Annotated in this window: 8 protein-coding genes; 1 reads left to right on the top strand and 7 read right to left on the bottom strand. The window is 70.7% G+C overall.

Features of this window, described 5'->3' with window-relative positions:
- The first annotated feature begins 147 nt into the window (after positions 1–147).
- The gene (locus BVIR_RS15210) at positions 148–1,005 is read left to right on the top strand and encodes a helix-turn-helix transcriptional regulator (protein WP_236823624.1); all 858 of its coding nucleotides are present in this window, start codon (positions 148–150) and stop codon (positions 1,003–1,005) included.
- Here the strand turns inward: BVIR_RS15210 and BVIR_RS15205 are convergent.
- The 7 genes from BVIR_RS15205 to BVIR_RS15175 form a co-directional block, all read right to left on the bottom strand.
- A complete protein-coding gene (locus tag BVIR_RS15205) occupies positions 992–1,801 on the bottom strand; it encodes a 4'-phosphopantetheinyl transferase family protein (protein ID WP_169788619.1) in 810 nt (269 codons plus the stop codon). The genes BVIR_RS15210 and BVIR_RS15205 overlap by 14 nt on opposite strands.
- Positions 1,802–1,808: 7 nt before the next feature.
- Positions 1,809–2,570 (bottom strand): 2,3-dihydro-2,3-dihydroxybenzoate dehydrogenase, encoded by a 762-nt coding sequence (locus BVIR_RS15200; protein WP_055038397.1) that lies wholly within the window; start codon positions 2,568–2,570, stop codon positions 1,809–1,811.
- Positions 2,571–2,599: 29 nt separating this feature from the next.
- A complete protein-coding gene (locus BVIR_RS15195) occupies positions 2,600–3,283 on the bottom strand; it encodes an isochorismatase family protein (RefSeq protein ID WP_055038396.1) in 684 nt (227 codons plus the stop codon).
- Positions 3,280–4,905, bottom strand: coding sequence for a (2,3-dihydroxybenzoyl)adenylate synthase (locus BVIR_RS15190; RefSeq protein ID WP_055038395.1), 1,626 nt, complete (start codon positions 4,903–4,905; stop codon positions 3,280–3,282). The genes BVIR_RS15195 and BVIR_RS15190 overlap by 4 nt, the downstream gene beginning before the upstream one ends.
- A complete protein-coding gene (locus BVIR_RS15185) occupies positions 4,902–5,993 on the bottom strand; it encodes an isochorismate synthase (RefSeq protein ID WP_236823623.1) in 1,092 nt (363 codons plus the stop codon). The genes BVIR_RS15190 and BVIR_RS15185 overlap by 4 nt, the downstream gene beginning before the upstream one ends.
- Positions 5,994–6,209: 216 nt before the next feature.
- Positions 6,210–13,421 (bottom strand): non-ribosomal peptide synthetase, encoded by a 7,212-nt coding sequence (locus BVIR_RS15180; protein WP_055038394.1) that lies wholly within the window; start codon positions 13,419–13,421, stop codon positions 6,210–6,212.
- Positions 13,422–13,487: 66 nt separating this feature from the next.
- Positions 13,488–13,694 carry an MbtH family protein gene (locus BVIR_RS15175; protein WP_082417230.1) on the bottom strand — a complete coding sequence of 69 codons (207 nt, stop codon included), beginning with the start codon at positions 13,692–13,694 and terminating at the stop codon, positions 13,488–13,490.
- Positions 13,695–13,696 lie beyond the last annotated feature (2 nt).

Raw genomic sequence — 13,696 nt, 5'->3', positions numbered from 1 at the left:
CGAGGCTCGTCATGTATAAGATTTAGTATTTCGGGCGTCGACGCTAGAGGTCCCTGCGCGGAAAGCAAAGAGTTCCGTGCAAACGGCGCATCTGGGTGCGGGAATGTCGTTTAGAATCTTAGGAATTCTAAAATGGGATCTTGTGATATGAAGATCCCGCAGCATTTGTTTGTCGGCACCGTCGATGGTGAACCGAACTGCGCACCGGATACGACGGTCTACGAGATTTGGCCGAAATTCCTCGTCATGGTGCTGCTCCAAGGGTCGCAGCACTTCGTCATCGACGACTGTCCCGTCCGGATCGATGCCGGATCGGGAACGGAAGACCGCGCTGTCGTCTTCATGCTCAATGTCGCGCGCTTTTCCCGGCTGCGTTTCGTGAACGACAGCACCGTCCCGCTGCGCAAAGTGATGATTTCCGCGCCTCATCCGTGGATGGAATGGCTGATGCACACGCGCGACAACGGAAGCTCCGCACTGCGCGACTTCCTCGCCACTCATCTTGCGCAGCTCAGCTTTCCGGTGAGCGGGCAGATCCGCCAACTCTCGGAGCAAATCCTCAAGCCACCGCCGTCGATGGACGGCGAGGTGCGCACGCTCTACCGCAATTCCCGGGCGCTCGACATCATGTGCCTCGCCTGCGTCGCGATGGACGAGTGGGCGGAGGAGGAGCGGCCCCGCCCCCAGCTCGCGAGTCGCCGCCGCAGCGAGCGCGTGCGCGATTATGTGCTCGGCAATCTCGACAAGAGCCTGACCATCGAGGAGATCGCCGCCGAGGTGGGAGCGAGCGTGTCCTCCGTGCAGCGTCACTTCAAGGAGCACTTCCAGATGACGGTGTTCGAGTTCATTCGGCGCGAGCGGCTGGCGCAGGCGTGCGCCGCCCTTGAGCGGGAGGGGGTCTCCATCGCCCAGGCGGCCTATGCGGCCGGATACGCCGATCCCTCCAATTTCACCGTGGCGTTCAAGAAGGTCTACGGCGTCCCTCCCAAGTTCAAGCGGCGATAAGGCTCCGATCGTAGAGCCGGCAGATGACGTGTCGCGCCCGCCCTCCCAAGGCGAGGGCGGCGGCGAAGCCGGGAATGTCCGGCATGGCATGGAACCGCCAACTCCCCTCGCCCGAGGAACCACCGGACCAGCGCGGGCGCGGGCGGCCAGGTGCCGGCCGGCCGGAGAGGCGCAGGCCGGGTGAGACGTCGAGGCCGGTCAGGTCCATGTCCAGCCCGCACCCGATGCCTTTGGCGAGTGCCTCCTTCCGCGTCCAGAGCGCGTAGAAGGCAGCCGCCCGCTCGTCCTGCGCGAGCCGAGCCAGCAGCGTCCGCTCGGCCGCGCTGAACGCAGCGGCGGCGATCTCATAGGGCGGATCGGGACACAAGCGCTCCAGATCGACACCCACCCGCACGCCGGCCGAAACCGCGAGGACGGCGAGCCGGCCGCTGTGAGACAGGCTGAAATCGAAAGGCCGTGACGTATCGCTCAGGAAAGGGCGCCCCCAGGCGCTGGTGCAAAAGGCGAGCGTCGCCGCCGGAACGCCGAGATGGACGGACAGGATGCGCCGGAGGGCCCCATGCGCCGCGACATGGCGCGCCCGCAGGGTCGGCGTCGCGAACGCCGCCGCCCGGCCTCGCTCCTGCGGCCCGAGGATCGCAAGATCCTGGCCAAGGGCGACGTCGGTGACGGCATCGAGGTCGATCAGCCAGACCTGGACTTCGCCCGCGCCAATGGGTCCGGGATCGCCCGCGTCGCGGGACGATGCCCAGCGCGGCGGGCCGATGCCGGCGCCAGGGGTGCGACGCGCGCACACGGTTCGCTCAGCCGCGCAGCGTGGCACCGCCATCCACATAAAGGTCCGTCATGGTGATGTGCGCGGCGCGGTCGGACGCGAGAAACACCACGGCATCCGCCACGTCCTGAGAGGTCGCAAGCTTGCCCAGCGGAATGCCGGCCTTGAAGGTGGCGGGCGAGCCCGCGATCACGGCGGCGGCGCCCCGCTCGTCCGCCCACATGCCCGTCTGCATCGGGGTGAGCGTCGATCCGGGCGCGACGACGTTGCAGCGAATGCCGTGCCCTGCGAGTTCAAGGCCGAGGCAGCGGGTGAACATGGTGGCTGCCGCCTTCGATGAGGCATAAGCAGCCATGGCGTGGCGCGGCACGCCGGCGGCGTTGGAGCTCACCACGACGATGCTCCCGCCCCGGCGCTTGACCATGCGCCGCGCCAGCGCGCGGCCGAAATGGAAGACGCCGTGCGTGTTCACCGCGAACATCCGGTGCCAGTCCTCGTCGCGCGTTTCGGACACGAGTCCGGTCGCGAGCATGCCCGCGACGCTGACACCAGCATGGATCGGACCCAGCGTCGCTTCGACGGTGTCGATCACGGCCTCCACGGCGCCGGCATCGGTCACGTCGAGGGCGAGAGGGTGAAGGACATCCGACGGCCGGAATGTGCCGACGTCGAGGTCGGTGGCGACGACGTGTGCGCCTTCGTCGAGGAAGGACTCGACGACCGCTCGTCCGATGCCGCCGGCTGCCCCGGTGACGACGACAAACCTGTCTGCAAGGCCGGACGCCCGCATCAGTTTTCTCCCTGAACGATCGGACGGGGTCACAGTGCATCCAGGATCTGGCCGGTGAGCATGGGCACTCCGCACACCTCGGCGACGTAGGCTCCGGCGGCGTCGTGCTTCTCGCGGGAGAAGTCGGCCACGGCGTCGGCGGCGAAGAACGGCTCGATGTCGCGCATGAAGGCGTCGGCGGCCGTGAGGAGGCAGCCGATATGGGCATAGATGCCGCAGATCACCAATTGGTCGCGCCCGCGTGCCCGCATCAGGGGTTCGAGGTTGCTGCGCTGGAAGGCACTGTAGCGGTGCTTCACCAGCACCACGTCGCCGGGCTGCGGCGCGAGTTCGGGCACCACCGGCTGGTGCGCCTGTGGGTCGCTCATGCCAGGACCCCACAGGTCCGCCTGAAGGCCGCGGTCGCGCCGGTCCTGCCGCACCTCCTGCGCCGTGTAGAACACCGGGAGGTCGACCGCCCGGCAGTGCGCCACCAGCCGCGCGATGTTCTCGACCGCAGGCGCGAGCGGGGACGCCCCGGGCTCGAACGGGCGGACGAAATAGCGCTGCATGTCGTGCACCAGCAGCGCCGCCCGGCTGCGCTTCGGCCTCCAGGCGGCGCGCGCCTTGGGCAGGTCGGCCGCCTGCGGCAGCGCATAGGGCGCGATGCGGGGCAGGCCGGGGGCCGGTGCGGCGGAATCCACCACGGGTCCGGCGGCAAGGATGGCGGTCATGATGCGGTCTCCTCCTGGCCGCCGAGAAAGCCGGCGCGCAGGCGGGCGCGCAGCTCCTTGCGGCTCACCTTGCCGGCGGCAGTGGTTTCGAAGGCGTCGACGAACACCACCTGGTCCGGAACCTTGAACTCGGCGATGCCGCGCCGGCGCATGAACGCCTTGACCTCCGACACCTTCAACGTCTTCACCCTCGGGATGACGAAGGCGCATGTGCGCTCCCCAAGGGCCGGGTCCGGGATTGAGACGATGGCGGCGTCGAAGATTGCGGGATGCGCGATCAGGTGGTCTTCCACTTCCTCGGCCGAGATCTTTTCCCCGGCGCGGTTGATGTGGTCGCCGGCCCGCCCCCGCACCTCCAGATACCCGCCCGGCAGGCGGCGCACGATGTCGCCGGTCCGGTAGAAGCCATCCGCAGTGAAGCTGCGGGCATTGGCGGACGGGTCGTCGTGATAGGCCCGGATGGTGTAGGCCCCCCGCGCCAGAAGGTGACCGGCTGTACCCTCCGGCACCGGGTGGCCGAGGTCGTCGACCACCAGCACCTCGTCGTCCGGGCTGATGGGCCGGCCCTGGGTGCCGATGACGATGTCGCCGGGATCGTCGAGGCGGGTGTAGTTCACGAGGCCCTCGGCCATGCCGAACACCTGCTGCAGCGTGCAGCCGAGGGTGGGGCGCACGCGCCGCGCCGCCTCGGGGGTGAATTTCGCGCCGCCCACCTGCAGCACCGCGAGACTGGAGAGGTCGTGCGGCGTGCCGGGTGCCGCCTGCATCCATAGCAAGGCGAGCGGCGGCACGAGGCCGGTGAGCGTCACCTTCTCCTGTGCGATGAGGGGGAAGGCCACCTCGGGGCTCGGCGCCGGGGCGAGCACGACGCGCCCGCCGGCATAAAGGGTGCCCATGTGCCCGGGCGAGCTCATGGGGAAATTGTGCGCGACCGGCAGGGCCACGAGATACACGGTTTCCTGCGTCACCCCGCAGATCCCGTTGCTGGCACGGAAGCTGTAGATGTAGTCGTCATGGGTGCGTGGGATGAGCTTCGGCAATCCCGTGCTGCCGCCGGAGATCTGCAGGAAGGCCACGGCGGATGGGTCGGGATCCCCCGGCAGGCCGCCCTCGCCGACGCAGGCCTCGAGGGCAGTGAACTCCTGCGCATCCCCACCAATCACGACATGGCGCAGGGTGGGCGCTTCCGCCTTCAGGGCGCGGGCGAGGGCGCGATAGTCGAAGCCGGCATGGTCGCCGGCCATGTAGGCGGCGGCCTGAGAGCGCCTTGCTAGATGCGCCACTTCGGCGAGGCGGTGCGCCGCCAGGGCATAGACCGGGACGAGCCCGGCGCGGAACAGGCCGAAGACCACAGAGAAGAAGTCCGCCACGTTGGCGAACTGCACCACCACCCGCTCGCCCGGCTTGAGGCCCAAGGCGAGGAACCCCGCCGCATGAGCCTCGGCGCGGCGGTGGAGCTCGCCATATGTCCAGCGCTGCCCTTCGTCCACAACGGCCACCGCATCGGGCCGCGCTTCGGCCTGCCGTCGCAGGACGGCGGGGAAGGTCTCGCCTCGCCAGTAACCCTTCGCGCGATAGCGGGCCGCGAACTCCTCCGGCCAGGTCTGCACCGGGGCCGTCACGACCGTTCCTCCCCCAACGGCGGAATGCCGAGTGCCGTGAGGAGCGCGGCGTATTTCGCCGCCGTCTCCTCCGCCTCGGCCCGGGGATCGGAGCCGGGCACGATGCCGGCGCCGGCATAGAGCCGCGCCTGCCGTCCGGAAATCTCGGCGCAGCGTATGGTGACGTACCAGGCGCCGTCGCCACGCCCGTCGCACCAGCCCACGGCACCCGCGTAGAAATCGCGGGCGTAGCCTTCGAGCGAGCCGATGTGACGAGCTGCCTTCTCGCGCGGCACGCCGCAAACGGCGGGGGTCGGATGCAGCGCGGCGGCGAGAACGGCGGCGGGGACTTCGGGATCCTTCAGCTCGCCCTCGATGCGCGTGCCGAGATGCCACATGGTGGCCGTGCTCGCGAGCGCCATGCCCTGGGGCCGGAACAGGCGGCGGCAGAACGGGGCGAGGGTGTCGAGGATGAACTCCGCTACGATGCCATGCTCCTGCCGGTCCTTGTCGGAAGCGGCGAGGCGGGCGGCGACGGCCGCGTCCTCGGCGAGGTCTGCCCGCCGGCGGGCGGAGCCGGCAAGGGGGTGGGAGGAGACACGGCGCCCGGCCTTGGCGACGAGCAGTTCGGGCGTCGCCCCCGCCATGACACGCGGGACGCCGCCACGCTCCGGCAGCGGCACGAGGAAGGCGGTGGCAGCGGGATCGGCGGCGAGGCGCCGGAACAGGGCGGCGACGTCGATGTCCCGCTCGGCCGTGGTGACGAGGCTGCGGGAGAGCACGATCTTCTCCAGCCCGCCGGCCGTCCCCGCCTCGGCCGCCATGAGGTCGAGGGCGCGGCGGACGGCGGCCTCATAGCCCGCGGCGTCCGGCGCGTGGGAGAGCTGCCACGCAGCGTCCGTCGCTGCGCACGGCATCCCCTGCTTCGGAGGCGCGGTGCGGACCACGCGCCGCGCCTGCCACAGGCAGTCGTCGGCTGAGCGGTCAAACGGCAGGGCGCCGGCGAGCATCGCCTCGATGCCGGCAGCGCGGAAGAAGGTGGCAAGCCGCGCTTCGAGGCTCGCGATGGACCCGCGCGGCAGCGCCGCGGCCGTCCCGAGCCCGTGCAAAAGGGTTCCCCGCGACTGAAAGGCGAACAGGCTCCCGCGCTCTCCGGGTGCCGGCGCGGCAGGCCCCGGATCGGCCGCCGGCCGCGCGAAGAGGTGGCGCGGCGGGGCGGGGCGCGAGGGAGCAGTCTGTGGGAGGGCAGCGGGTTCGGGCCGTGTCTGAGTTTTCATGCCGACCTCCTGTCGGGTGTTGGCGCGGGTAGGGAGGACGCGGGGGCGCTATCCCGCCTTCTGGTCGGGCACGCGGATGGTCCGCTGCTCAGTCGCGTCGGCGTCCTCGATCAGCGCGTTGAGCAGCGGGCCGAGGATCTCGAGCGAGGCCGGGGAGACGATGTCCTCGTGCGAGCAGTGGGCGAGCCGGTGGATGGAGAGCCGACCCACCCGGTGCTTCCACGCCCCCTCCGGATCGATCTGCGGCAGCATGGACTTGCCGGCGACGAACAGGGTGACGTGCCCGCCATAGGGCTCGGTCGTGGCCTGCGAAAGCAGGCTGACGGCGTCGCCATAATTCTCGAAGATATGGCCGAACATCTCTTCCTTCTCGCGGCGGAAATCGTCGTCCATCACGTCGGCCATGGCGTCGTTGATGAACTTCTCCTGCTCGCGCTCGGCGCCGAGATGGGCCTCGGCGCCGTCCGGGTCGCTCCAGTCGTGGGCCTCGGCGGGGTAGGTGTCGAGAAGGCCGAGGAAGCGCACCTCCTCGCCCAGGCGCCTCAGCCGCGCCGCCATGCCGTAGGCCACCGTGCCGCCGAGCGAATAGCCGAGGAGATAATAGGGGCCCTCGGGCTGCACCTCGCGCAGGATGGCGAGCTGGCGGTCGCACACCTCGTCCATGCTGGCGCTCAGCGCGATGGGGCCGTTCGGCCGCGGCGACTGCAGCCCGATGATGGGCATGTCCCTGCGCAGGTAGCGCGAGAGCACGCTGTACTGCCAGGAGACGCCGGAGGCGGGATAGACGCAGATGAGCGGGACGCCCCGACCGTCCCGCAGCCGAACCACGAGGTCGAAGCCGGAGCGGGCCATGCCGCCCACCATCTCGCCGGCCACGAGATGCTCGGCGAGCTTTGCGACGGTGGGCATCACCACGATCTGGCCCACCGAAACCTGCCGCTGCAGGTCCCGCCGGATACGGGCGGCAAGACGCATGGCGAGCAGCGAATGGCCCCCGATGGCGAAGAAGTCCTCGTCCGCCTCCACCCGATCGCGACCGAGGAGGTCGGCGAAGATCGCGGCGAGGCGGCTCTCCAGCCCTTCCGCCGGCGGGCGGCTGGTGGCTCGGTCGGCCGAGGCGTTCTGCGGCACCGGCAGCGCCTTGCGGTCGAGCTTGCCGTTGGCCGAGAGAGGCAAGGCGTCGAGCACCATCACCGCCGCCGGCAGCATATGGGCCGGCAGCGTGGCCTTGAGCGCCTCGCGCACCTGGTCCGGAGCGACGGCGACGCCGGGCACGCCGACCACATAGCCCACGATCTGGCGGGCATCGGCGCCGGCGATGGCGCCACCCAACGTCACCGCTTGCGCCGCCGCCCGGGCGACGCCGGGCAGGCGCTCCATCTGCGCCTCGATCTCCCCCAGCTCCACCCGCTGGCCGCGGATCTTGATCTGATGGTCGGTGCGGCCGAGATATTCCACTTGGCCATTAGGCAGAAAGCGCGCCACGTCCCCGGTGCGGTACATGCGCCGGCCCCTGGCGAAGGGATCGGCCACGAAGCGCTGGGCGGTGAGGCCCGGGCGGTTGAGATAGCCGTGGGCGAGTTGCACGCCGCAGAGATAGAGTTCACCCGCGCCGCCCACCGGCACCGGCCGGAGCTGGTGGTCGAGGATGCGCAGCCCGGTGTTCCAGACGGGGCAGCCGATGGGGACGGAGCCGCTGCCCTCCGCGCACACGCCGCAGGCAGGGGCGTAAGTCACGTCCACCGCCGCCTCGGTGGGGCCGTAGAGATTGTGGAGCGCGGCGGCCGGCAGCAGGTCGCGGAAGGATCGCGCGAGGCTCCTCGCCAGCGCCTCGCCGCTCGCGAAGACGGTGGCGAGACTGCGGCATCCGTTCCGGCGGGTGAGGTCGTCGGCCAGCGCCCCGAGGAAGATGGCGAGCATCGACGGCACGAAGTGCAGGGTGGTGACGCCGTGCCGGGCGACGAGATCGGCCAGCGCCTCGGGGTCGCGGTGCGCGTCGGGCGGCGCCATCACGAGTCGTGCCCCAACGGTGTAGGACCAGAAGAATTCCCACACCGAGACGTCGAAGCCGCACGGCGTCTTCTGCAGCACGACGTCGGAGCCATCGAGCGGATATTGGTGCTGCATCCACAGGATGCGGTTGACGATGGCGCCGTGCGACACCACTGCCCCCTTCGGCCGCCCGGTGGTGCCGGACGTGTAGAGCACATAGGCCGGATGGTCGGGTGAGAGCCCGTCCCTCGGCGTGTATTCGCCAGCCTCGATTTCCGGATCGGCGAGCGCGTCGAACAGCAGCATCGGCGCGCCTTCGCCGACCAAAGCCTGCGTCGCGGCATCGGTGACGACGAGGCGGGGCGCCGCATCCTCCAGCATGAAAGCGAGGCGCTCGGCGGGATAGGAGAGGTCGAGGGGCATGAAGGCGGCGCCCGCCTCGGTCACGCCGAGCAACGCGAGGCTGAGACGGGCAGAGCGCGGCAGCGCCACCGCCACCACGTCGCCGGGGCGCACGCCCTGCCGCCTGAGCTGCCGGGCGAGGTGGAGCACCTGGTGGCGCACTTCGCGGAAGGTGAGGGCATGACCCCCGTCAACCAACGCCACATGGTCCGGCGTCCGGGCCGCCTGTGCCACCACGACATCGCGCAGGGTGAGAGGCGGCAGCGGCCGCGCCGTGGCGTTCACGGCGGCAACGAGGTCGAGGTCCGCCGCCGTCGCCATGGGCAGCGCGTACAGCGGCAGGTCCGGCTGCCGCGCAAGGGTTTCCAGCAGGGCGCCGATGCGCGCGGCGAGCACGCCGGCATCCGCCACGGCGCCGCGGTTCTCCACCAGCAGAGTGAGGTGGGGGCCGGGCAGCACCAGCAGCGCGAGCGGATAATGGCTGTAGCCGCGGTTGCGGATCTCGCCCAGGCTGAGACCCGCGAGGTCGTGGCCGAGATAGTCGCTGTCGGGATAGTTCTCCACCACCAGGAGGGTGTCGAACAGGGCGCCTGCGCCAGCCACCTCCTGGATTTCGCCGAGGCCGAGGCCGTCGTGTTCCATGAGCTGGGCGTGGCGGGCCTGCATCGCCGCCATCTGATCCCACAGGCTCGATGCGGGCGAGAGGCGTACGCGCACCGGCACGGTGTTGAGGAACAGCCCGACCTGCGTATCGATGCCCGGGACGTCCGCCGCGCGGCCGGAGACGGGAGTGCCGAACATCACCTCGTCGCGTCCGGCCATGGCGCCGAGCACCGCGCCCCACACCGCCTGCATGAGCACGTTGAGGGTGATGCCGCGCCGGCGCGCTTCGGCGAGGAGGGCGTCGGTGAGTTCCGGCGGCAGGGCCGCCGAGGATTCCTCCACCGTGCCGGTGGCGGCCACGTGCTCGAACAGCCGGCACGGCACAGCGCCGGCGAGGGCCTCCGCCCACACCGCCCGGCTCGCTGTCCGGTCGCGCATGGCGAGGCGGCGCACCACGTCGCCATAGGCGACGGGGAGAGCCGGCAGCCGCGCATCCTGCCGGTAGGCGGCCATGAGATCCCGCAGCAGGAGCGGGGTCGACCAGCCGTCGATCATCAGATGGTGCACGAGGATGAGAAGCACATGGCGCTCCGGCGCCGTGCGGACGAGCTCCGCATGCACGAGGCGGCGGAAGGCCGGCGCCACGAGGCTGCGCTCCGCCGCCGCCGCCTCGAGGCGGGCGAGGGCGGTTTCGCGCCCGCCGGGTTCGAGGGCGGAAATGTCGTGCTCCGACCATGGCCAGAGCGCGCCCTCGTCCGGCAGCTTCGGCACCACCAGCACCGGCTCCTCGCCGCCCGTGGTGTCGAACACTCCGGCGAGCTGGGGATGGCGGCGCATCACTGCATCGAAGGCGCGCCGCAGGCGCGGCACGTCCAGCGGGCCGTCCATCTCGATGCGGGTGAAGGCGTTGTAGTTCTCCGCTTGCGTGCCGAGCTGGGCGTGGAAGAGCATGCCCTTCTGCGTCGGCAGTACCGGCAGCACCGCGTCCACCGCGCCGTAGCGGGCGCGCAGCGCCCTCAGTTCCACCGCCGACACCATTTCGGGCAGGTCCGGCCCGGCTGGCGCGGGCGCAGCAGCGGCCAGCGGCGTCATGGCATGGGCCATGCGGCGTGGGATGCGGTGGAGGAAGACGTCGCGGGGCCTGAGCGAGAAGCCCTCCGCGCGCAAGGCGTTGCATAGAACGATGGCGCTGATGCTGTCGCCGCCGAGGGCGAAGAAATCGCTCTCCGCCCCCACCGCGGGCAGCGTCAGGGCCTGCGCCATGGCCCGAGCCACCCGCATCTCCTCCGGGGTGGCGGGCGGCGCTTCCACCACGGCGGAAGGGGTCGGCAGGCGCGCACCGTCCACCTTGCCATTCACGTTGAGAGGGAAGGCCTCAAGGATCATGACCACCGCCGGTACCATGTAGTCCGGCAGGCGCTCGCGCAGGGCATGACGCAGGTCCTCGGCGCGCCAGTCCCGGGCACGCGGGTCATCCACGCCCTCGAGCGTGCAATAGGCGAGGAGGCGATGACTGTCGTTGACGGCCTCGGCCATCACCAAGGCCGTCTGGACGCCCGGCAGGGCCGCAAGCGTCGCCTCGATCTCCGGGATCTCCACCCGATAGCCGCGCACCTTCACCTGGTGGTCGGCGCGGCCGAGGAACTCCACGCGGCCGTCGGCGGTCCAACGCACGAGGTCGCCGGTGCGGTACATGACACCGCCCTCGGCGAAGGGATCGGCGACGAAGCGCTCGGCGGTAAGGCCGGGGCGTCCACAATAGCCGCGGGCGAGGCCCGCGCCGCAGATATAGAGCTCGCCCACCGCGCCGGCGGGGACCGGCTGGAGCATGCGGTCCAGCACGTGGACGCGGGTGTTGCCGATGGGGCGGCCCACCACCGGCGCCTGCGTGTCGGCGATGGCGGCGCGCAGCGTGTCCACCGTGTATTCGGTGGGGCCGTAGAGGTTATGCGCGTGGAGGTCGGGATGGCGCCGGAGCGCGGTCCACAGCGCGGGGGAGGCCGCCTCCCCACCGATGAGCAGCACGGTGGGCTGGTGGGGCGCCTCCATGAGGCCGCAGCCGAGCATCTGGGCGCAGAAGGAGGGCGGCAGGTCCAGTGCGTCGATGCCCGTCGCGTGGATGTGGTCGACGAGGGCATGGGCATCGCGCCGCATGTCCTCGTCGATGACATGGATTTCCTGCCCCAGCAGCATCCAGAACAGCTGGAGCCAGGAGGAATCGAAGGCGAAGGAATGGGTGTGGGCGGCCCGGAGCGTGCGGCCGGGATATTTCGCGCGGACGGCATCAAGGCCGGGGCGGTAGATCTCCCGCCAGTGGGAGGAGATCAGGTTGAAGAGCGCGCCGTGGGTGTTCATGACCCCCTTGGGCCGCCCGGTGGAGCCCGAGGTGAAGATGATCGCGGCGATGCTCTGCGGCCCCAGCGCCCCTGTGCGCTCCAGCGGACAAATGGGCGAGCCCGGCAGCGCTGCCATGGCGGAAATGATCGCCGGATCGTCGAGGCATAGGGCCGGCAGGTCTTCCGGCAGGCGATGGGCGGCGGCGCGGCAGGTGATTGCCCGACGCGGGCGCGCATCCGCGCACATGGCGGCGAGGCGCGCCGACGGGTGGTCGAGGTCGAGGGGCAGAAAGGCGGCTCCGCTCGCCAGCACGCCCAGCAGCGCGACCACCGCATCAGCCGAGCGCGGCAGCGCCACGGCCACGGTATCGCCCGGCCCGATCCCCGCTGCCATGAGCCGGCGCGCCAGCCGGAAGACGCGTTCCGACAGCACCCGGAAGGACAGGCGATGGGAGCCGCAGACCAGCGCCGTCGCCTCGGGGGTGCGGGCGGCGTTCTGTGTGAACAGGTCGAGGAGGCTGGCGACCCCGGCGAGGGGCGCGGTCGGCGCGCCCGTCGCACAGGTGGCGAGGAATTTCGCTTCGTCCTCCGCCATCACCGGCAGATGGCCGACGGGGATGGCGGGATCGGTGCGGAAGGCGTCGAGCAGCCGCTGGAGACGTGTGCCGTGGCGCACAAGGTCGGTCGCATCGTAGCGTACGGAATCCGCCCTGAGCTCCAGCGTGATGCGGCGGTCCTGGATGAGGATGCCGAACTCGATGTCGTCCACCGGCCCGGTGGCGATGTGATGCGTGACGCCGCGCACGCCGCCGAACGTCAGGTCGTAGTCGAACATGCGGTAGTTCACGACGGGGCCGTAGAGCGTGCGCCCCGAGCCCACATAGCCGAGATCGCGCTGGATCTGCTCGGCGTCGTAGCGCTGGTGCCGGCGTACGTCGCGCAGCGCCGCCTTCACGCGTCCGGCGAGCGCGGGCAGCGTGAGGGTGGGATCGGCCTCGATGCGGACAGGCAGGACGTTCACCACCGGCGCTACCGCGGCCGCCGCCCTGGAGCCCATGCGCCGCATGAACGGTACGCCGACCACCTGCGTGCCGGTCCCCGAAAGCCGGCTGAGATAGGCGGCGACCGTCGCCATGATCATGTCGAACACGGCGAGGCTGGCTGCGGCGGCGGCCTGTTCCAGCGCCGCGAGCGTTTCCGGCGGCAGTCGGTGGGCGTGGGCGATGATGTGCGCCTGCGGCGGCGCGCCGGGGTTTTCAAGGAGCGCTCGGCGCGTCGAGAGGTCCGCGGAGCGGGGCAGATCGCGGCAGTATTCGCGCCAGAAATCGCGGTCCCTGGCGAACGCGGGAGAGGCAGCGTAGCTGCAATGCTCATCGATCACCGAGGCGACGCCGACGAAGGGCGAAGCGCCCGCCGGCCGGCCCTCCGCGACCGCGGTGTAGATGTCCGCGATGCGGCGCGTCAGGGCCGTGAAGCTGAAGCCGTCCAGCATCAGATGGTGATAGCGCTGATACCACAGCCAGCGCGGCGCCTCGCCCGGCGCCGAGAGGCTCATGACGATCTGGCGGCAGAGCGGGCGCTCCCCGGTGGCGGCGAGGTCTTCGCCGATATCCTGCGCTATGATCGCACGGGCCGCGGCATCGGGATCCGGGCTGCCGCCGAGCGCGATGCGCTCGATGGCGACGCCCGCCCCCTGGTCTCCCGCCGAGCGCAGCACCTGCCAGCTGCCGGCCTCATCGGCGAAAAAGCGCGCGCCGACCGTGTCGGCCTCCGCCAGCCCCTGCCGGATCGCCTGCTCCAGCAGGTCCGGGGTGACGGCACCGTCGATCTCCACCGCATGGGCGATAACATAGGTGTTGCCGCGCCCGTCGATCTGATCCGCGAGCCAGATGCCGAGTTGGGTGCCGACGAGAGGAAGGATGCGCATGGCGAAGGTCCTCGCTGCGCCGATGGCGACGGCGGCGGGATGAAGAAGGGTGCCGTGATGCCAGCCTCAAACGGCGGCAGGCATGAGGTCGAGCCAGACGCGCTCGATGTGCGCGAGGCAGGCCGCGCGCTGGTCCGGGCCGTGCACCACGCGCCAGCCGGCGGGCGCCTCGCGGAAGGCTGGCCACAGGCTGTACTGTCCGGCGGCGTTGACCAGCGCCAGAAAGAGGTGGCGCTCGTCGTCGAAGGGGTTGACGTGCTGGTCGTCCATCATCG

This window comes from Blastochloris viridis, from assembly GCF_001402875.1.
Lineage (GTDB): Bacteria > Pseudomonadota > Alphaproteobacteria > Rhizobiales > Xanthobacteraceae > Blastochloris > Blastochloris viridis.
Note: the sequence above shows the minus strand (reverse complement) of the source record. Positions and strands in the feature narration are given on the sequence as shown.

Excerpts from the sequence above, each read along its gene's own strand:
- BVIR_RS15210 (WP_236823624.1), top strand. The coding sequence starts at position 148 with ATGAAGATCCCGCAGCATTTGTTTGTCGGCACCGTCGATGGTGAACCG.
- BVIR_RS15200 (WP_055038397.1), bottom strand. The coding sequence starts at position 2,570 with ATGCGGGCGTCCGGCCTTGCAGACAGGTTTGTCGTCGTCACCGGGGCA.
- BVIR_RS15195 (WP_055038396.1), bottom strand. The coding sequence starts at position 3,283 with ATGACCGCCATCCTTGCCGCCGGACCCGTGGTGGATTCCGCCGCACCG.
- BVIR_RS15180 (WP_055038394.1), bottom strand. The coding sequence starts at position 13,421 with ATGCGCATCCTTCCTCTCGTCGGCACCCAACTCGGCATCTGGCTCGCG.
- BVIR_RS15175 (WP_082417230.1), bottom strand. The coding sequence starts at position 13,694 with ATGATGGACGACCAGCACGTCAACCCCTTCGACGACGAGCGCCACCTC.